Annotated in this window: 16 protein-coding genes; 2 read left to right on the forward strand and 14 right to left on the reverse strand. The window is 71.8% G+C overall.

Features of this window, described 5'->3' with window-relative positions; genetic code table 11:
* Positions 1-2: 2 nt before the first annotated feature.
* From manD to BLU82_RS36030, 8 genes are all read right to left on the reverse strand, one after another.
* Positions 3-1229, reverse strand: a complete 1227-nt coding sequence (manD, locus tag BLU82_RS20805; RefSeq protein ID WP_304440674.1) for a D-mannonate dehydratase ManD — start codon at positions 1227-1229, stop codon at positions 3-5.
* A complete protein-coding gene (locus BLU82_RS20810; protein WP_092622994.1) occupies positions 1226-3403 on the reverse strand; it encodes an ABC transporter ATP-binding protein in 2178 nt (725 codons plus the stop codon). Before BLU82_RS20810 ends, manD begins: the two co-directional genes overlap by 4 nt.
* Before the next feature lie 13 nt (positions 3404-3416).
* Positions 3417-4547, reverse strand: coding sequence for an ABC transporter permease (locus BLU82_RS20815; protein ID WP_092622995.1), 1131 nt, complete (start codon positions 4545-4547; stop codon positions 3417-3419).
* A gap of 9 nt (positions 4548-4556) precedes the next feature.
* Positions 4557-5498 (reverse strand): ABC transporter permease, encoded by a 942-nt coding sequence (locus tag BLU82_RS20820; protein ID WP_092622996.1) that lies wholly within the window; start codon positions 5496-5498, stop codon positions 4557-4559.
* An 81-nt stretch (positions 5499-5579) separates the two neighbouring features.
* Positions 5580-6512, reverse strand: a complete 933-nt coding sequence (locus BLU82_RS20825) for a MurR/RpiR family transcriptional regulator (RefSeq protein ID WP_157741161.1) — start codon at positions 6510-6512, stop codon at positions 5580-5582.
* A gap of 52 nt (positions 6513-6564) precedes the next feature.
* On the reverse strand, positions 6565-7866 hold the full coding sequence (locus BLU82_RS20830; RefSeq protein ID WP_092622998.1) for a sulfatase: 1302 nt from the start codon (positions 7864-7866) through the stop codon (positions 6565-6567).
* A complete protein-coding gene (locus BLU82_RS20835; RefSeq protein ID WP_157741162.1) occupies positions 7856-9319 on the reverse strand; it encodes an ABC transporter substrate-binding protein in 1464 nt (487 codons plus the stop codon). Before BLU82_RS20835 ends, BLU82_RS20830 begins: the two co-directional genes overlap by 11 nt.
* A complete protein-coding gene (locus BLU82_RS36030) occupies positions 9304-9852 on the reverse strand; it encodes an ABC transporter substrate-binding protein (RefSeq protein ID WP_092623000.1) in 549 nt (182 codons plus the stop codon). The genes BLU82_RS20835 and BLU82_RS36030 overlap by 16 nt, the downstream gene beginning before the upstream one ends.
* Positions 9853-9991: 139 nt before the next feature.
* Here BLU82_RS36030 and BLU82_RS20845 point away from each other — a divergent pair, with 139 nt between their 5' ends.
* Both BLU82_RS20845 and BLU82_RS20850 read left to right on the forward strand, forming a co-directional pair.
* Positions 9992-10999 (forward strand): Gfo/Idh/MocA family protein, encoded by a 1008-nt coding sequence (locus tag BLU82_RS20845; protein WP_092623001.1) that lies wholly within the window; start codon positions 9992-9994, stop codon positions 10997-10999.
* Between the two features lie 127 nt (positions 11000-11126).
* The gene (locus tag BLU82_RS20850) at positions 11127-13667 is read left to right on the forward strand and encodes a sialidase family protein (RefSeq protein WP_092623002.1); all 2541 of its coding nucleotides are present in this window, start codon (positions 11127-11129) and stop codon (positions 13665-13667) included.
* Positions 13668-13707: 40 nt separating this feature from the next.
* On the opposite strand, the gene BLU82_RS20855 is transcribed toward BLU82_RS20850, so the two are convergent.
* From BLU82_RS20855 to BLU82_RS20880, 6 genes are read right to left on the reverse strand one after another with little or no spacing between them, the layout of a single operon-like run.
* Positions 13708-14685: a hydroxyacid dehydrogenase gene (locus tag BLU82_RS20855; protein WP_092623003.1), complete on the reverse strand. Its 978-nt coding sequence runs from the start codon at positions 14683-14685 to the stop codon at positions 13708-13710.
* Positions 14682-15593: a fumarylacetoacetate hydrolase family protein gene (locus BLU82_RS20860; RefSeq protein ID WP_092623004.1), complete on the reverse strand. Its 912-nt coding sequence runs from the start codon at positions 15591-15593 to the stop codon at positions 14682-14684. The genes BLU82_RS20855 and BLU82_RS20860 overlap by 4 nt, the downstream gene beginning before the upstream one ends.
* Positions 15590-16462 (reverse strand): sugar phosphate isomerase/epimerase, encoded by an 873-nt coding sequence (locus tag BLU82_RS20865; protein ID WP_092623005.1) that lies wholly within the window; start codon positions 16460-16462, stop codon positions 15590-15592. Before BLU82_RS20865 ends, BLU82_RS20860 begins: the two co-directional genes overlap by 4 nt.
* A gap of 58 nt (positions 16463-16520) precedes the next feature.
* Positions 16521-17453, reverse strand: coding sequence for a dihydrodipicolinate synthase family protein (locus tag BLU82_RS20870; protein ID WP_092623006.1), 933 nt, complete (start codon positions 17451-17453; stop codon positions 16521-16523).
* A 58-nt stretch (positions 17454-17511) separates the two neighbouring features.
* Entirely contained in the window at positions 17512-18804 is a 1293-nt protein-coding gene (locus tag BLU82_RS20875; RefSeq protein WP_092623007.1) for a sulfatase, read from the reverse strand.
* On the reverse strand, positions 18801-20468 hold the full coding sequence (locus tag BLU82_RS20880; protein WP_092623008.1) for a glycoside hydrolase family 13 protein: 1668 nt from the start codon (positions 20466-20468) through the stop codon (positions 18801-18803). The genes BLU82_RS20875 and BLU82_RS20880 overlap by 4 nt, the downstream gene beginning before the upstream one ends.

A 20468-nucleotide genomic window follows, 5' to 3' on the forward strand; every position in this document is an offset into this window, starting at 1 on the left:
GGTCACCAGTCGTGGACGGTGCCGTCGGCGAGCCGGTTGTAGGGGAGGTAGGCCTGTTCGTAGGGGTAGCGGCCCGCTTCGTCGGTGTCGAGGGTGACGCCGAGGCCGGGCTGGTCGCCGGGGTGCAGGTAGCCGTCCTTCCAGGTGAAGGTCTGGTGGAACACCTCGTTCGTGCGCGACCCGTGTTGCATGTATTCCTGGATGCCGAAGTTGTGGATCGCCAGGCCCAGGTGCAGGGCGGCGGCCATGCCGACGGGGGAGATGTCGGTGGGGCCGTGGATGCCGGACTTGATCTGGTACTGCGCGGCGAAGTCGAGGATCTTGCGCAGGTGGGTGATGCCGCCGGTGTGGGTGACGGCGGAGCGGACGTAGTCGATGAGCTGTTCGGTGATCAGGGTCTGGTAGTCCCACACGGTGTTGAAGATCTCGCCGATGGCCAGTGGGGTGGTGGTGTGCTGGCGCACCAGGCGCAGGCCCTGCTGGTTCTCGGCGGGGGTGCAGTCCTCGAGCCAGAACAGGTCGTAGGGCTCGAGCGCCTGGCCGAGCTTGGCGGCCTGGATCGGGGTGAGGCGGTGGTGGGCGTCGTGCAGCAGCGGCAGCTCGGGGCCGAACTCGTTCCGGACGGCGTCGAACACGCCGGGCAGGTGGCGCAGGTAGGCGCGGGTGTCCCAGTCCTCCTCGGCCGGGCGGGCTCCGCGTTGGGCGGGTTCGTGGTCGTAGCGCACGCCGGTGCTGTTCGAGGCGATGCCGTAGATCGCCTTCAGCCCGGGGACGCCGGTCTGCACGCGGATCGCGCGGTAGCCCTGGTCGAGGTGGTCGCGGATGCTGTCGAACAGCTCGGGCAGGTCGCGGCCGGAGGCGTGGCCGTAGGCGAGCAGCCCGTCGCGGGAGGCGCCGCCGAGGAGCTGGTAGAGCGGCATCCCGGCGGCCTGGGCCTTGAGGTCCCACAGCGCGACGTCGACGGCGGCGACGGCGGCCATGGTGACGGGGCCTCGGCGCCAGTAGGCGCTGCGGTAGAGGAACTGCCAGGTGTCCTCGACGCGGTGCGCGTCGCGGCCGATCAGCAGCGGCACCACGTGATCGCGCAGGTACGCGACGACGGCCAGCTCGCGCCCGTTCAACGTCGCGTCGCCCAGCCCGACCAGCCCGTCGGCGGTCGTCAGCCGCAACGTCACGAAGTTCCGGTCCGGGCTCGTGACGACGACCTCGGCGGTCTCGATGCTGGTCAACGAACTGGTCCTTCCTCGTCGACGCCGCGCAGCGTCAGGGTGGCGGCGAAGTGGCAGGCCGAGAGGTGCCCGGCGCCAGCCGGGGCGAGCTCGGGCCGCTCGGTGTCGCAGCGGGCCTCCTGGCGGTGCGGGCAGCGGGTGTGGAACCGGCACCCGGGCGGCGGCGCGCTGGGGTCGGGCAGCTCGTCGGCGAGCCGGATGCGGCGGCCGGCGCCGCGCTGGTGCGGGTCCGGCACGGGGACGGCGGACAGCAGCGCCTCGGTGTAGGGGTGGCGGGGCCCGCGGAACAGCTCGTCGGTCGAGGACTGCTCGACGATGCGGCCGAGGTACATGACGGCGACGCGGTCGCACAGGTGCTCGACGACGGACAGGTCGTGCGAGATGAACAGGTAGGTGAGCTGGTACTCGTCCTGCAGGTCGCGCAGCAGGTTGAGGATCTGCGCCCGGATCGAAACGTCCAGCGCCGAGACCGCCTCGTCGGCGATGACCAGCCGCGGGCGGGTGATCAGCGCCCGCGCGATGTTGATGCGCTGCCGCTGCCCGCCGGAGAACGCGTGAGGGTAGCGCCGCAGGAACTCCGGGCGCAGCCCGACCCTCCGCAGCATCGCCGCGACCTGGTCCTCGACCGTGCTGTCCAGGCTCGCCGAGTGGATACGCCGCAACGGCTCGGCGATCAGCTGTAGCAGCGTCTTGCGCGGGTTCAGCGACCCGAACGGGTCCTGGAAGATCACCCGGACGTGCTCGCGGTACGGCCGCAGCTCCTTCGGCCCGAGCCGGGCGAGGTCGACGACGGCGCCGGTGGCGGGGTCGCGGTAGTGGACGGTGCCGGCGGTCGGATCCACCGCGCGGGCGATGCACCGGCCCAGCGTGGTCTTGCCGCACCCGGACTCCCCCACCAGGCCGAGCGTCTCGCCCGGCAGGATGTCGAGGTCGACGTCGTCGACGGCCCGGACGTGACCGACGGTGCGGCCGAAGAAGCCCTTCTTGACCGGGAACTCCATCCGCAGGCCGCGCACCGACAGCAGCGGCTGCGCCGGCGTCGTCGTGACGGCCGGCCGCGGCGCGGCCACCGGGACCGCGACCGGCCGAACCGCGACCGGCGGGCGTTCCACGTCGGGGTCGAGCAGGTGGCAGGCCGCCGTGTGCCGGTCGTCGACGGCGCGTACCGGCGGCGCCGTCGCGTCGCACAGCCCGGGCAGGGCCGACGGGCACCGGGTGTGGAACGGGCAGCCGGTGGGCCGGGCCTCCGGCGACGGGACCATGCCGGCGATCGCGGCCAGCCGCTCCGTCCGGGCCTGCCCGAGCGTCGGCACCGACGCCAGCAGCGCCTGCGTGTACGGGTGCCGCGGCCGGTCGAAGACGTCGGTGACCGAGCCCTGCTCCGCGACCGTGCCCAGGTACATGACCGTGACGTCGTCGGCGATCTCGGCCACGACGCCGAGGTCGTGGGTGATGAACAGCACCGACATCCCGGTCTCGTCCTGCAATTGCGCGATCAGGTCGAGGATGCGCGCCTGCGTCGTGACGTCGAGGGCGGTGGTGGGCTCGTCGGCGATGAGCAGAGCCGGGTCGCAGGACAGCGCGATGGCGATCATCACCCGCTGGCACATGCCGCCGGACAGCTGGAACGAGTAGGCGTCGAACCGGCGCTCCGGCTGCGGGATGCCGACCCGGCGCAGCTGCGCGATCGCCAGCTCGCGCGCCTCGTCCGGCGTCACCGAGCGGTGCAGCCGGATCGCCTGGACCAGCTGGTCGCCGACCGTGTACATGGGAGACAGCGAGGCCATCGGTTCCTGGAAGACCATGCCGATCTGCCCGCCGCGGACCTTGCGGATCGCATCGCCGCGGGGATCGAGCCGGGCGAGGTCGACGGCGGGCGCGTCCGGGTCCGGGTGCCACCACAGGTGCCCGCCCTCGATCCGCCCGGGCTGGTCGACGAGGCCGAGCACCGACCGGGCGGTGATCGACTTGCCGCAGCCGGACTCGCCGACGACGCACATGGTGCGCCCGCGTGGGACGTCGAGGCTGACGCCGTCGACCGCCTTCACCACCGCCTCGTCGCCGTGGAAGTAGGTCCGCAGCCCGTCGATCCGCAGGATCGTCCCGGCCGCGGCCAGCTCGTGCCCGACGGAGACCGGGTCGGCCGCCACCGGGGCGTCGCTGTGCACACTCATTCCGCGTCCCCTGTCATCGTCGGTACGGATCGGCGGCGTCGCGCAGCCCGTCGCCCAGGAAGTTCAGCGACAGCACCGCGATCACCACGGCCAGGCCCGGCAGCAGCAGCCAGGGCGCGGTCGAGATCACCCGGATCTGCTGCGCCTCCTGCAGCAGCACGCCCCACGACACCACCGGCGGCTGCAGGCCCAGACCCAGGAAGGACAGCGCGGTCTCGGCCAGGATCATCGCCGGGATCGCCAGCGTCAGCGTCGCGATGAGGTGCGACGTGAACGACGGCAGCATGTGCCCGAAGATGATCGCCCGCCGGCCCGCGCCGTCGAGTCTGGCGGCCATGACGAAGTCCTCCTCGCGCAGCGATAGGAACCGGCCGCGCACCTCGCGGGCCAGACTCGTCCACGCGACGAACGAGAGCACCACCGTGATCATGAAGTATCTGGTCAGCGGGCTCCAGCTGGTGGGAACCGCGGCGGCCAGCCCCAGCCACAACGGCAGCGTCGGCAGCGACATGAAGAACTCGACCATGCGCTGGATGACGGTGTCGACGCGGCCGCCGAAGTAGCCGGACACCCCGCCCAGCGTGATGCCGAGGACGAACGCGACCGCGACGCCCACCAGGCCCACCGACATCGACACCCGGGTGCCGTGGATGATGCGCGACAGCTGGTCGCGGCCGAGCCGGTCGGCGCCGAGCAGGTACATCGGCGGCCCGTCCGGGTCAGCCGGGCCGATCAGGTGGATGTTCGTCTCGAACAACCCGAACAGCCGGTACGACGGCCCGCGGGCGAACAGCTCGACCGGCACCTTGGTGCTCTCGTCGACCGCGAACCGGATCTCCAGTGTCTCCGGGTCCTGCTCGGCGGTGTACCCGTGGACGTACAGGCCCCAGTCCCAGCCGTCGCTGGTGTCGACGACGTGCAGCGACTGCGGCGGCGCGTAGGTGTACTCCGGATCCAGCTGCCCGGAGTCGTACGGCGCCAGGAAATCGGCGAAGACCGCGACGAAATAGAGCAGCGCCGTGACGATCAGCCCGCCCAGAGCCAGCTTGTGCTTGCGGAACCGCCACCACATGAGCCGCCACTGCGACGCCACCGGCGCTGCGGGCTCCGTGACCTCGGCCTGGGGTGTGACCTGCGCAGACATGAGGGCTCCCTACCGGTAGCGCAGCCGGACCCGCGGGTCGAGCCAGGCCAGCGCGATGTCGGAGACGAGGGTGCCGACGACCGTCAGGACACCGAGGATGAGGATGATCGAGCCGGCGAGGTACATGTCCTGGCTGCGCAGCGCGCCCAGCAGCAGTGGGCCGACGGTGTTGAGGTTCATCACCGTGGCCACGATCACCTCGCCGCCGACCACGCTCGGCAGCAGCCAGCCGATCGTGGAGAAGAAGGGGTTCATCGCCACCCGCAGCGGATAGCGCACCAGCAAGCGCCGTTCCGGCAGACCCTGGGCCCGCGCGGCGACGACGTACGGTTTTCGCAGCTCGTCCAACAGGTTCGCGCGCAGGATCCGGATCAACCCGGCCGTGCCCGCGGTGCCGAGCACCAGGATCGCGATCGCGAACGTCACCGGGTTGGCCTCGCCGACCGACAGCCCGAACGTGCTGAACGCGACCCACAACATCACCAGCGCGAGCAGAAAGTTCGGCGTCGCGAGGCCGAGGAACCCGATGGTCGTGGCGACATAGTCGCCGATCGAGTACTGCTTGACCGCCGAGTACACGCCGATGGGCACCGCGACGACCCACGTCAGCAGGAGCGTAAGTCCGGCCAACGCCATCGTCAGCGGCAGCCGGTCGGCGAGCAGGCTGGACACCGATCGGCTCCACTCGAACGACTGCCCGAAGTCGAGGTGGAAGAGGATCCCCGAGATCCACTTCCAGTACTGGACGTAGAACGGGTCGTCCAGCCCGTAGCGCTGGTTCAGCGCGTTCAGCTGGGTCTGGTCCAGCGACTCGCCCTGCGCGGCGTACTGCGCGACGAGCGTGGTCAGGTAGTCGCCGGGCGGCAGCTGGATGATGACGAACGCCACAAGCGAGATCAGGAACACGGTGGGCACCATGTACAGCAGCCGGCGCGCCAGGAATGCGGCCATGGAGAAACGACACCCCCCAAGAGAGGTCGGGTGGACGGCGCCCGCCGGGCGCCGGTGACTGGGCGAGGAGAAGGGCCCCGGTCAGTCGCCGCGCCAGTCCGACGGCAGGTCGTTGAGGCGTTCCTGACCGGCGCCGAGCTCGTCCAGCGCCGCCAGTGACGTGCCGCCCTTGGCTTCGGCGACGGCGGTCGCGATGGCCTCGAGCAGCGCCAGCCCGGCTACCCGGGCGCTGAACTGGGCGGCCCCGCGCGGCACGGCCGCGCTGAAGATCGTCAGGGACGTCTCGACGACGTCGCCGAGCGGGGACTGCGGGTTCGCCGTCAGCGCCGCGGTCTCGACGCCGTGGCTCTTGGCGTAGTGCAGCGCCTGGACGGTGTCGCGCGACCGGCCCGAGTAGGAGATGCCGAGGACGAGATCGCCGGGACGCAGCCGCGACACCTGCGCGAGCATGACCATGGGGTCCGACGTCCACGCGACGGCGACGCCGATGCTGGCCAGCCTGTACGACAGCATCTGACACAGCGGAGCGGCCGTCCCGGTACCGACGAGCAGCACCGACGGCGACGTCGCCAGCCTGTTCACGACGTGCCGCAGCGCCGGCTCGGAGAGGTTGGCGAGCGTGTCCTGCATGCACTCGACCTCGAGCGCCATGACCCGCTGGATGAGGTCGCTGACGCCGCCGGCGCCGGCCCGGGCCTCCAGCGCGAGGTCGACCGGGTGCGAGTGGGCGAAGCCCAGCGTCTTGCCCAGGTCGAGCGACAGCGCCTGCGCGAACTCGCGGTAGCCGGAGTAGCCGAGCGCGTGGGTGAACCGGCTGACGGCGTTCTCGGAGACGCCCGCGGCATGCGCGAGGACCTGGATCGCGACGCCGCGGGCCTTCCACGGGTCGGCCAGGACGGTGTCGGCCACCTGGGCCCGCGCGCCGCTGAGGTTCGGCCGGGCGCGGCGCAGCCGCTCGAGGCAGGACGGGGTGTCCGCCCCCTCGGGCGTCCCATGCAAAGGCTCGGAGGTCATGTCGGGCTCCAATTCCGATCAAACGGTAACCGCAGGGCGGTCGTCTTGGGTGTCAGCCGCGCAGCCGGACGCGGAGGAAGTCGTCGCCGGTGTGTTCGCACCAGTCGGCCAGCCGGGACCGGTGCTCGTCGAGCACCCTCCGGTGCCGAGCGTCCTGGGCGAGGTTCACCATCTCCCCCGGATCAGTCTCGAGATCGAACAGCTGCTCGCGGTCGCGGCCCCAGGCGTAGACGGCGTACTTGTACCGGCGGGTGCGCAGCATGCGCCCGTCGGCGTGCGGCAGCGCCGGCGATTCCCACTTGGTCTCGACGACGACCTGGTCCGGCCGGCCGTCGCTGCCGCGTCCCTCGCAGACGGCGCGCAGGCTGGACCCGGCCAGGCCGTCCGGGACGTTGATGCCGGCGAAATCGCACAGCGTCGGCAGCACGTCGACGCCGGCTGAGACGAGGTCGTCCGCCACCACCCCGGGCGTGGTGACACCGGGCCAGGACACGATGAACGGCACCCGCACCGACTCCTCGTGCAGCGTCCACTTCTGGTTCCAGCGGTGCGCGCCCATGCCGTCGCCGTGGTCGCTGGAGAACAGCACGAGCGTGTCCTCCGCAAGCCCGGCGGCGCGGACGGCGTCGAGCAGCCGGCCGATCTGCGCGTCGACCTTCTCGCACAGCCGGTAGTAGGTGTGCCGGTAGTGCCGCCAGTGGTCGTCGGACCAGCCGGTGACCGGGTACCAGCGCGGGAACTGGGCCTGCGCGATGCGGATCAGCTCCGGCTCGTACGGCGCGATCGGGTAGTTCGCCGGCAGCGTCGGGCAGTCCTCGGTCGCGGCGACGGGGACGTCGCCCCACGGCAGCGGCTCGTTGCGGGCCCACTCGCAGATGTTGTGCGGGTTGTCGAACGCCGCGACGAGGAAGAACGGCCGGTCGCGCGGCTCCTCGACGAACGCGACGCAGTCATCGGCGAGGTGGTCGTCGCCGAAGCCGAAGACCCGCTGGAAGCCGTGATCGCCGGTCATGTCGTACTCGGGCAGGTGCCACTTCCCTCCGTACGCGCAGTCGTAGCCGGCGCCGGCGAACAGGTGGCCGAGCGAGCGCTTGCGCAGGCCGTCGTCCAGCTCCGCCGCGTTGCCGGTGACACCGGTCTGGTGCGGCATCAGGCCGGTGACCATGCTGGCCCGCGACGGGCTGCACAGCGGCTGCGCGCAGTAGGCGCCGGGGAACCGCACGCCGGCCGCGGCGAGGGAGTCCATGGCCGGCGTGCTCAGGTCGGGGTTGCCGGCACAGCTCATGGCGCCCGCGAACTGCTGGTCGGTCAGCACGACCAGCACGTTGGGACGCGACGTGGTATCACGAGGCATGGAAGTACTGCTCCGGGCGGCTCGGGCCGGGCTCGGGGTACACCGCGGAGACCGGCATCGGTTCGTAGACGTTGCGGAAGGAGTTCTTGACGATCCCGTAGCCGCCCATGGGCAGCACCGTCCCGATGAGCCAGAACTCCTCCTTCGAGATCGCCAGGATCTGCCGGAAGATCTCCTTGCGCGCCTCGTCCTCCGGCGTCGCGCGCAGCTGGTCGTACAGCGTCATCTGCTCCGCGATCCGCGGCGGCGGCTGCTCCTTCGGGTCGCCGGCGTTGTTGTACCAGTTCGCCCACGGCACCCCCCAGTTCGAGCCGGTGTGCGACGGGAAGTAGTAGCGAGGGTCCAGCAGGCCGTCCAGGAGCCCGCCGTCGCCGACCCAGACCGATGCGTCGTGCAGATTGGCCTCGCGGCGTTCGATGAACAGCGACCGGTCCATGGGGTTCATCCGCGCGTCGACGCCGACCTCGCGCCAGTACCCGGCCACCAGCTCGGTGACGTCGGGGTGGAACGGGAACAGGCTGGGTGTGGCGACGTCGAGCGCGAAGGCGATGCGGGCGCCGTCGGGACGCAGCCGGAAGCCGTCGCCGTCGCGCTCGGTGTAGCCGGCGCGGTCGAGGTGCTCGTTGGCGAGGCCGACGTCGTATTCGGTGTACTGCTGAGCGAACTCCTCGTCGTAGAAGTCCGACTCCTCGCGCGGCGCGACCTGCCACGGCTGGCCCTGCTGCTGGAAGACCGCGTCGATCAGTTCCTGGCGGTCGATCGCGTGCGACAGCCCGATGCGGAAGTCCTTGTTCTGGAAGACCTCGCGCAGCACCGGATCCTGGTGCACGAGGTTGAGCGCCATGACGGCCTGGTTCATCTTGCCGTCGACGATGTCGAAGAAGTCGTAGTCGCCGTCCTCGCGGCTGTTGGCGAGGACAGGCTTGTTGGACAGCGAGTTGATGTGCCGCATGTGCATGTCCAGCTCGCCGTTGGTGGCCTGCAGCAGCATCAGCTCCTCGTCGCTGACCACCGTATAGACGACGCGGTCCAGGTAGGGCAGCTGGGAGCCGTCGGGGTCGGTCTTGAAGTAGTACGGGTTGCGCTCCAGCACGACCTGCTCGCTCTCGCCCAGCGGCCTCGTGACGGTCCAGGCGTTGAGGCGGGGCAGCTCCGGGTTCTGCCAGAAGCCCGCGTCGAGCAGGATCGAGAAGCCGACCTTCGACGTGAACAGCGCGACCCAGTCGGCGGCGCCCTCGGCGGCGGCCACCGTGGCCACGTCCGAGTTGTACGTCGCATGGAACTGCTCGAGGTAGTGGCGCGGGTAGCTGGTGAGCAGGCCGCCCTCGTCGGGCATGCAGAGGCTCTGCAGGAACAGGCCCTGCGGCTCGGCGAAGGTGAACCGGACGGTGAGGTCGTCGACCCTCTCGATGGCCGCGGGCTGCCCACTGACCGTCGTCAGCCACCGCGGCACACCAGGAGCTGGTCGTTGGCGATGACGTCGGTGTAGGCGAAGACGATGTCGTCGGCCGTGAACGGTGCGCCGTCGGACCACTTCATGCCCTCGCGCAGGCCGATCGTGTAGGCCCTGCCGCCGTCCTCCTGGGTGACCGACTCGGCGATGTTGAGCACCGGCTCGGTGAAGTCGATGCTCCAGTGCATGAGCAGCTCGTAGCCGGCAGTGCGGGCCAGCCAGGCGACGTCGCCGGGCCCGAGCAGCGCGGTCTTCCAGTCGCCGCCGTACTGCCCGATGGAGCCGACCGGCTCGACGACCAGCGGCGTGACCGGCAGCCGTTCCGCGACGGGCGGCAGCTCGCCGGCCGCAACCCGTTCGGCCAGCGACGGCGCCTCGGGTCCCTTCTCCGCTCCCCCGCCGGCAGGGCCATCGCCGCCGTCGTCGCCGCCGGAGCAGGCCGAGCCCGCCACCGTGAGTAGGGCGGCGGCGCCGCCCAGCTGGAGCAGGTGGCGCCTCGTGTATCTCGGTCCGAACCACGGTCCGCGCGTCATCGCGCCTTCCCTTCTGCCTGGCCCTGCCTGCACGTTCCGAGCACCGTATTCGCGCCGCCGAGGCGATGTCAATGGAGAAAACTGATAACTAGCAAAAGTTTCCACCAGTCGCTAGGGTGCCGCCCATGGAGGCGCAGAGATGACGAGGTTCCGGGTGGCACTCGCCGGTGCGGGCCATTGGCACACAGGCATGCACGTGCGCGGGTTCGCGGCGGCGTCGGCGCAGGTCACGGCGGTGTGTGAGCCGCACGACCCCGCGGCCGCGGAGCGCTGGGCGCGCGAGTTCGGCTGTACTGTCCACCCCACCGTCGACGACCTGCTCGCGGCCGGCGGGTTCGACGTCGTGTGGGCGATGCCCCGGCACGCGGAAGCCGCGGCGCTGGCCGGACGGCTGATGGAGGCGGGCATTCCGTTCGCCATCGAGAAGCCCTCGGGCCTCAACAGCGCGGAGCTCGAGCCACTGCTGCCGCTCGCCGAGCGGGCCGGCGCGTTCGGAGCGGTCGCGTTCATCAACCGCTACGGCCCGTTCTGGGAGGAGCTGCAGGCGCTGCGTTCGGCTGGCCACCTGTCCACCGTCGTGCACGGCCATTTCCGGGTGATCAACGGCGCGCCGGTCCGGTACGTCCAGGAGGGCGTCCCCTGGATGCTGCGGCCCGACGTCTCCGGCGGTGGTGCGCTGCGCAACCTCGGCAGCCACGGCGCCGACGCGATCTGCCAGCTCGCCGGCGACGACCCCGAGGTGCTAGCCGCAGCGACGTCGTCGGGCCTGTACCGCGGCGCCGTCGAGGACTACGCCACGGCCCTGATCGGCGGCGCCGACGGCGGCGTCTTCGGGCTCGAGGCCGGGTACACCCACGGTCACCTCGACGCCAGCGACCAGGAGTTCCGCGTCGCCGGACCCGGCGCGTACCTCGTCGAACGCCGCTCCGACGTGGTCGTGTCGACGTCGTCGGGCGACCGGGTCCGCCGCGGCCTGTCCATCGCCGAACGCTACGTGCGCTTCGTCTCCGACACCCTCGACCGGCTGCGCACCGGGCGCCCGCCCATCGCGACCCTCGCCGACTGCTGGCGGGCCATGCGACTCATCGACCACATCTATCTGGCCGCAGGGACTCAGGCTGCGCTCTCCCCCGACTCCGGCCACTGACCGCGATGCCGCCGTGTGCCCGCGGGCCGCCCGCCTGCCGACGTCCGGACCCATACGTGGACGCCCCACCGCGTCCCGGTGATCTCCCTACGCAGGCAACCCCGACCCCAGCGAATCGAGGAGACCCATGTCCGAACGCATCCGCCGGCGCCGCCATCGCGCGGCCGTTCCGGCCGCCGCCGTGCTGTTGTGCATGGCGGCGCTGTCCGCTCCATCGTCGCCCGCCGCCGCGACCCCGTTTGCCGACGGCGTCACCGCCAGCACCGTCTTCGAACGCGGTGAGAACGGCTACCACAGCTTCCGCATCCCCGCGATCATCGAGGCCGCCGACGGCAGCCTGCTCGCCTTCGCCGAGGGCCGCGTCAACGACGCGACCGACAACGGCGACATCGACATGGTCATGAAGAGATCCCTCGACGGCGGTATGACCTGGATCGACTTCAACGTCATCGCCGACGACGGCGCCAACAAGTGGGGCAACCCGGTGCCGATGATCGCCACGGACGGCACCGTCGTGCTGAACATGACCCGCACCGGCGGCACCGTCACCGGCGAGGACGTCCGCTGCGGCCTGGCCAGCGAGACCGACACCCGCCGCGGCTTCACGATCTTCAGTCCCGACGACGGCGAGACCTGGCAGGGCCTGGAGGAGATCACCGCCTCCGTCCGGCCGTCCAACTGGGGGCACTTCGTCGGCGGGCCCGGCCACGGCCTCACGCTGACCGACCCGGCGCACCCCGGCCGGCTGGTCATCCCCGGCAACCACTCGATCGACCCGCCGCCGGGGTCGGGCATCGACTGCCTGGACCCGCGGCTGCTCGGCGCGCACATGCTCTACAGCGACGACGACGGCGACACTTGGGAGCTCGGCGCCGTCGACCAGCCGCAGACCACCGGCTTCCACCCGCACGAGTCGACCGCGGTGGAGCTCGACGACGGCACCCTCTACATGAACTCGCGCGACCAGCGCGGCGACAGTCCGGGCCTGCGAGTCGACACGACCAGCAGTGACGGCGGCGAGTCGTTCGACGCGACGTTCGGCGCGATGAGCGACGTCGTCACGTCGGAGATCGGCGGCTCGGTGGTCAACGCCGCCGACGGCGCCGGCAGCCGGCTGGTGTTCTCCGCGCCGGGTCACCCGACGGCGCGCGAGAACCTGACGCTGTGGTCCAGCACCGACGACGCGGCCACCTGGACCGAGGGCCTGAAGGTCTACGACGGCCCGTCCGGCTACTCGGACCTGGTCGACCTGGGCGGCGACACCGTCGGCGTGCTGTTCGAGAACGGCGAGCGGCTCTACGACGAGACCGAGCTGTTCTACAGCCACCGCATCAGCTTTGCCGTCGTGCCGCTGGACCTGCTGGACGGAACGCCGGACCCCACGCCGGTGACGCCCGATACCTCGGGGAACGGCCACGACGGCCTGGTCAGCGGCGACCCGCGCCTCGTCGACGCCGAGTTCGGCACCGGCATGGAGCTCGCCGGCGATTACGTCGAGCTGCCCGCGACGAACGACCTCGAGTTCGGCACCGGCGGCTTCACCGCGGCGACTTGGTTCCGCAGCTCGGACACGACGTTCCAGCAAGCCCTGTTCTGGGGGTACTCGCGCATCGACGGCGAGCCGAAGTGGTGGGTGCGGCTGGAGCCCGAACAGAACCGCATCAGGGCGACGCTCGAGAACGGGTCGGCGTCGCAGGCGGTCAGCGCCAGCGGGGCCTTCGCCGACGGGCAGTGGCACCACCTCGCGCTGACCCGCAGTAGCACCGGCATCACGATCTATGTCGACGGCGTCGCGGCCGGCAGCGGGCCGGCGATCTCCGGCTCGGTCTCCGGCGATCCGCGCACGGGCATCCGGGTCGGCGCGCGCGTCGACGGCGTCAACAACCCGCTGCGCGGCGCCGCCGACGAGGTCTGGCTGTTCGACCGCGCACTGACGGCCGGCGAGGTCGCGACGCTGGCGGCGTCCAACACTCCCCCGGCCGGCGCCGCCGTGGCACACCTGCCGCTCGACACCGTCGAGTGCGCCGGCAGCGCACAGTCCACACCTGACACGTCCGGGCAGGGCAACGCCGTCACCGTCGCCGGCTGCGCCACGCCGGTCGGCGGCGTCGTGGGCGACGCGGCCGAACTGTCGTTCGCCGACCACGTCGAGGTGGCCGACGCCACGAGCATCCGGGTGGCGAGCCAGCCGTTCACCGCGTCGGCCTGGTTCCGCAGTTCGGAGACCTCCGACCAGGCGATCCTCTGGGCACACGACTTCGGCGCGACCATGCCGCAGTGGTGGGTCCGGCTTGAGCCCGGCCAGAACCGGATCCGGGCCAGCCTCAACGACGGGACGACGGCGGCGTCGCTGGAGGCGCCGGGCGCGTACGCCGACGGCGAGTGGCACCACGTCGCGCTGACCCGGTCGAGCAGCGGGACCGCCCTGTACGTCGACGGCGCGCTGGCCGACTCCGCGGGCGCCATCACCGGCTCACTGTCCTTCGGCGCGGCCTACGGCATCCACGTCGGGCAGCGGCCGGACGGGCAGAGCCCGCTCAGCGGCTCCGTCGACGAGGTGTGGCTGCTGAACCAGGCGCTGACGGCGACGCAGGTGAGCACGCTGATGCAGCAGAACACCGTGCCGTCTGGCTCGGCCCGGTTGCACCTGCCGCTCGACGACCTGTGAGTCCTCGGCGTGAGGGCGGGCGCCGTCGTCGGGCCCGCCCTCACGCCGAGGTGTCGTAGGCCGCGCGGGTGATCTCGTGCACGAGCGGCCGGCCGTCCAGGAACCGCAGCACCTCGTCGACGGTCACGGCGCCCTGCTCGCGCAGGGTCTCGGCGGTCAGCGCGGCGATGTGCGGGGTGGCGACGACGCCGCCGGCGCGCCGCCACGGGTCGTCGACGGGCAGCGGCTCGGTGTCGAACACGTCGGTGACCACGCGGATCCGCCCGGCCGCGGCGGCGGCCAGCAACGCGGCGCCGTCTGCCAGGGCGGCACGGGCGGTGTTGACGACGAGCGCGCCCGGCCGCAGCGCCGCGATCTCGGCGGCGCCGATCATCCCGCGGGTCGACGGCAGCACCGGGGCGTGCAGCGACACCACGTCCGACTCGCGCAGCAGCCGCGGCAGGCCGGCCGGCTCGGCGCCGAGCGCGGCCGCGTCCTCGGCGGACAGGTACGGGTCGTACATGAGGCAGCGGCAGCCGAACGGACGCAGCCGGTGCAGCGTCGCCCGGCCGGTGCGGCTGGCGCCGACGATGCCGACGGTCTGGTCGCGCAGCAGCCGGCCCGGCGGGCGGGCGGCGAGGTCCGCCCACGGCGCACCGGAGCGCAGCGCCGTCGCGAACCCGGCGGCGTCGCGCAGCCCGGCGATGATCGACATCACCGCGAACTCGGCCACCGCCTCGGCCAGCACCGCGGCGACCTGGGTGACCCGCACGCCGCGGTCCAGCGCGACGGCCGGCACCAGGTGCCGCACCGATCCCCCGGTGTGCGCGACCAGCCGCAGCCGGGCGCCGTCCGCGTACGACGACGGCGGCAGCGGCGGGGTGTCCCAGCCGGTGACGCAGGCGTCGGCCGTCGCGAACAGGGCGGGGTCCAGGGACAGCACGACGTCGGCGGCCGCGGCCAGCCGGTCCAGGTCACGCTCGGCGAGGATCCGCCGGCGCAGGTCGTCGCCCAGCGCGACGACGACGCGGGCGCTCACCGGGCACCGTCGACGATGGTCGTGGCCAGCGCGCCGATCCCCTCGACGTGCGCCACCACCTCGTCGCCGGGCACCAGGTACTCCGGTGGCGTGCGGGCGTCGCCGACGCCGGACGGTGTGCCGGTGAGCAGCACGTCACCCGGCTGCAGCGTCACGTAGCGGGACAGCTCGGCCAGCAGCGCGGGCACGTCGAAGACCATGTCCGCGGTCGTGGAGTCCTGCTTCACGACGCCGTTGACGGTGAGGGTGAGCCGCAGCGCGTGCGGGTCGGGCAGCTCGTCCTTCGTCACCAGCCACGGGCCGAGCGGGCAGAACCCGTCCAGGCTCTTGCCGAGGAACCACTGGCCCTCGGGACGGCCGTGCTGCTGGTCACGGGCGGAGATGTCGTTGGCGACGGTGTACCCGAAGACCGCGTCGGCGGCCGCCTCCCGCGAGAGGTGCCGCCCTCCTCCGCCGAGCACCACCGCCAGCTCGACCTCCCAGTCGGCCCGCTCCGTCAGCGCCGGGTCGACCGCGACCCGGCCGGGACCGGTCACCGTCGTCGTCGCCTTGCTGAAGAAGATCGGTCGCTCCGGTACCGCGGTCGAGTGCTCCGACTCCGCGACGTGCCCGCGGTAGTTCGCACCGACGGCGAAGACATTGCGGCGCGGCCGCGGGATCGGCGCCAGCAACTCGGCATCACGGAGCGGGACGAACGCCTCGCCGGGCCCGGCGGAAGCCGCCACCCGAACGTCGGCGAGGACGGCGTCGCGGATGTCGGCGGGCAGCTCCAGCAGCGTCATGACCTCCGCCGGGACGTGCGGCCCCGCGCACGTGGCGTCGTAGATCACCGCTTCGTCCGGGACGACGACACCCCAGCCCACGGCCGCATCTGGGCCGGCCGGACGGCGGAAGCTGACGATGTTCATACGGGCCTCTCCTCATGGGTCGGTTCGGGCGACAAGGCGCCGACGCGGCGGACGAAGTCGATGTCCGCCGGCAGTCCGAGCTCGGCCGGCGGCAGGTGTCGCGGATACCAGCGCCGCTCGTACTCGAGCGTCATGGCGCCGGTGTAGCCGGCCAGCAGGGGTAGTACGGCCGTCCACTCGACGACACCGGCGGCGAGTCCGACGGGACGCCGGTCCGCCGCCGGCGGCAGGAAGTTCTTGAGATGGACGTGGCGGATGAGCGGCTCTTGCACCCGAACCGCAGCCGCGGCGTCCTCGGCACCCATGATGGCCAGGTTCGCCTGGTCGTAGAGCACGCCCACGCACGGCGCCGCGGCGGCCTCGACCAGCTCACGGGTGGCGCGGGCGCTGGTGGCCAAGGTGTCCATGTGGTTCTCGACGTTCAGGCTGACCCCGGCCGCATCGGCGTGCCGGGACGCCTCCGCGAGCGACTGTGCCGCACGACGCGCGGCCGCCGGTCGCGCCGCTCCGTCGTGGTCGTGACCGGCGAGAACACGCACGTGGCCGGCGCCCACCGCCGCGGCGAGCTCGACCGTGCGGCGCAGCTCGTCGACCGCCGTCCGTCGCCGGTGCTCGGAGTCCGCGTCGATGTCGCGCACGTACGAGCACAGCGCGCCGATCCGCAGACCCAGCTTCGCGGCCGCCCCCACCACTCGTGTCACCTCGTCGCGGCGGGCGCGCAGCCGCAGCGCCGCCGGATACTCCTCATCGACGATCAGCTCGACCCCGTCGAGTCCGAGCCGGTGGGCGATCCGCAGGCAGCCGACCGCATCGGTCTCCGGGGTCGCCATCGAGTGCAGCCACAGCGGCCGGTCCGCCGGCCCGTTCACGGATGCGAGGCGGATCGGAGACGGGGCATGCGCGCCAGTCTAGAGAAAAATTCTAGACTCAACAAGACTCTGGAGGAAACTTCTGACGTCGGCTCGAGGGCGCTGGGAGGCCGGCCGCCGTCAGGATCCGGTGCACCTCGCTCAGCCCATCGGCGTCAGGTGGGGCGAGCGCCTGGCCGGCGGTCGAGCCGACGATCCCGAGCTCGGCCAGGGCGGCCTTGAGAGACGTCAGCCAGAACGCGGGCCGATACACCGCACACACCTCGTCGAGCTGGGCTTGGAGCGCCGCCGCGCGCGTCGTGTGGCCACTCAGCCCGGCCTGGACGAGCTCGGCGGCGAGGCCCGGAACCACGTTGGCGATCCCCGGTACGGCGCCGTGCGCCCCTGCGGCGAGACTACGGGCGATGAGTGCCTCGGCGCCCTGGAACACTCGAAGTCCCGCGGCGCCGGCGACTTCGGCCAGAGCGGCATAGGTCTCCCAGTCGCCTGACGATTCCTTGAGCGCGATCACGGAATCGATCGCGGCGATCTCCCGAAGCGCCCGGGGCGTGATCGGATGGTGCGTCAGGTGCGGGATGTTGTAGACGACAAGAGGGAGGCTGGTCGTCTCCGCGATGGCGGTGACGTGCCGGAGGACCGCGCTGTCGGTGTCGGTGTCGAAGTACATGGGCGCCATCACCACCAGGGCGTCGACACCGATCTGCTCGAAGTCCCGGCCGGCCCGCAGAGCGCGCTCCGTACTCGTCTCGCCGATGCCGGCCAGCACCGGAACGGATCCGGCGACGGCGCCGACGTAGGCTCTCGCGATCTCGCTCGCGACCCCTGGCTCGAGAGTGGGCCCTTCACCGCAGGACCCGAGGATGAACAGCGCTGCGGCGCCTCCGTCCTGGACGTGCGCCGTGAGCCGCTCCACGGCACCGATATCGGGACGGCGATCGGGGGTCAGTGGCGAGACGACTGGTGGGATCATTCCGGACAGTTGCAGATTCATGATGCCCTTTCGGGTTCGAGGCCGAAGTCGAGTGCGCAGGATCGTGTCGGCCGGTCGCTCATGGCGCCCCCGGCCCCTCGTCGAGGGAGCCGCTCGGAGGCACCACGACTCCGGCCAGAACCGGATCGTTCGTCTCGAACATCCATGCCTCGAGACGCGCCGCGAGATCGGCTTTCACCTGCGTGTACGACGGATCCTGCGCGAGATCGCGCCGCTGCCACGGGTCGTGATCGAGGTCGTAGAGCTCCTCGGCCGGCCGGGGCCGCAGCCGATCCTCCCCCAGGCCCGGCCGCATCGGGCTGCGCTCGATGTCGCCCGACAGCCTCGGCGGCGTGCCCGGTTCGAGGTTGCGGATGTACGCGAACCAGTCGGTGCGGATGCTCCGGATCGGGTCGTACTCGTCGTGGTAGTTCTTCTCCGCGAAGACCTCGCGGCGCCGCGGCCCCGGCTCGCCGCGCAGGACCGCGGCGAAGCTCTTCCCCTGGACGAACCGCGGCACCTCCCCACCGGCCAGCTCGAGTAGGGTCGGCAGCACGTCGAGGTGGCTGAGCAGCCCGTCCGGAGCTCCCGGCGCGACGTTCCACGATCGCGGCGGCCTGGCGAGGAACGCCACCCGGATGCCGGGGTCGTACAGCGTGCCCTTCGCCCGCGGGTACGCGATCCCGTGGTCGGTGGTGAAGAGGACCAGGGTGGACTCGGCCAGGCCGGCCCGGTCGATGGCGTCGAGGACCCGGCCGGTGGCGGCGTCGGCGACCCGGATCGAGCCGAGGAACGCGGCCAGGTCCGCCCGCGTGTGGTGGTTGTCCGGCAGGTACGGCGGAACCTCGACCGTCGCAGGGTCGACCGGCGGGTACTCCTCCACCGGATACGGGCGATGCGTCTCGAAGAACCCGACGGTGAGGAAGAACGGTTCCGCCGGTGCCGCGTCGAGCCATTCCACCGCCTTCTCCGACACCGGACCGCACCGGGCCGGGCCGTCCAGCCAGGGATGGACCTCGTCGAAGCCGAGCCGGTACGAGTCGCGGCTCTCGTGCTGCTGGCCGATGAGAGCGGTCCGGTAGCCGAGCTCGGACAGCAACGACGGCGCGGTTCGTTCGCCCGGCCGGTACTCCCAGCCCCGGTTGACCAGGCCCATCAGTCCGTTCGTGTGCGGGTAGCGGCCGGTGAACAGCGAACCGCGGGCCGGGCTGCACAGCGGTGTCGTACAGAACGCCTGGTCGAATCGGAGCCCCTCGGCGGCCAGCCGGTCGACGGCGGGGCTCGTCACGTCGCCGTGGCCGTACGCACCCAAGTGGGTGCCGACGTCGTGCCAGTGGATCAGCACGACGTTGGGGCGCTCGGACGTGGTCATACGCGGCTCCTCGGGTGGAGATCCAACCAGACCGCGCCGTGGGCAGGGACCTCGCCCTCGGCGGCTCCGTCGTCGCTGGACAGGACGACGCGGCCGTCCAGGGCGATCGGCGCCGGGGTCGAACCGAAGTTGACGACGCAGCCGAAGCCCGGGTCGCGGGTGAACACGAGGACGTCGTCACGCGGCGCCTCGCACCAGTGCACCTCGCCCGTTCCGCCCAGAGCCGGATGTGACCGCCGCAGACGCAAGGCGCGGCGGTACAGCTCGAGGAACGACGAGTCGTCGCCCGCCTGGGCCGACACCGCGTGCGTTCCCCACCCTGAGGGCTGCGGAAGCCAGGCGCCGTCGTCGCCGAACCCGAACGAGCTGCCCTCCGGCGTCCACGGCAACGGGACCCGGGCGCCGTCGCGACCCCAGCGCCGCCCGCCGGACCGGATCCAGATCGGGTCCTGCCGAGCGTGCTCCGGCACGTGCGCATCGGCCAGCCCCAGCTCGTCACCCTGATAGAGGTACACGCTCCCGGGGAGCGCCAGGGTCAGCAGCGCCGCCGCACGGGCCCGGCGCCGGCCCAGCGCCTCGTCGACCAGGCCCAGCTCCGGCCCGGACACACCCGGGCGCCGGCGGGTGTCGGCGCGGCCGTAGCGGGTGACGACGCGTTCGACGTCATGGTTCGACAGCGCCCAGGTGGTCGGCGCCCCGACAGCCGACGTGGCCGTGATCGAGGCGTCGATGGCGCGGCGCATGCCGTCCGCCGTCCACGCCGACTTCAGGTAGTGCAGGTTCAACGTGGTGTGCAGCTCGTCGGGCCGGACGTACCGCGACAGCCGGTCCGGGTCGTCGAGCCACGCCTCGGCCGCGAACATCCGCGGCGGGTCGTAGGAGTCGGCCAGCTTCCGCCAGCTGCGATAGATGTCGTGGACCTCGTCGCGGTCGCGGTGCGGGTGGTCGGCGAGGGTCAGGTCGGCGAGGAACGCGCCGTCGGGATATCCCAGGTCCGGTAGCCCGGGCGCCTTGACCAGCGCGGTGGCGACGTCGATGCGGAACCCGTCGACCCCGAGGTCGAACCAGAACCGCAGGATGTCCTCGAACTCCGACCGGACGTCGCCGCTGTCCCAGTTCAGGTCGGGCTGGGAGGCGTCGAACAGGTGCAGGTACCACTCGCCCGGGTGGCCGGAGGCGTCGTCGACACGGGTCCAGGCGGGACCGCCGAACACGCTCAGCCAGTCGTTGGGCGGCAGCTGCCCGCCCTCGCGCCCGGCGCGGAAGTGATAGCGGGCACGTTCCGCGGAACCGGGCGGCGAGTGCAGCGCATCGACGAACCAGGGGTGGTCCGAGGACGTGTGGTTGGGGACGATGTCGAGGATGACCTTGATCCCGGCCGCGTGGCACTCGTCGATCAGCTCCCGGCCCTCGTCCACGGACCCGTACCGAGGATGGATGGCGCGATAGTCGGAGACGTCGTAGCCGGCGTCGCGCAGCGGTGAGCGGAACCACGGCGTGATCCAGACGGCGTCGACGCCGAGATCGGACAGGTAGCCGATCCTGCTGCGCAGCCCGGCGATGTCGCCGATGCCGTCGGCGTTGCCATCGGCGAACGACTGGAGGTAGAGCTGATAGATCACCGCGTCGCGCCACCACGGTGCCGGGGTCACATCGTCATCCAT

Source organism: Jiangella sp. DSM 45060, from assembly GCF_900105175.1.
GTDB lineage: Bacteria > Actinomycetota > Actinomycetes > Jiangellales > Jiangellaceae > Jiangella.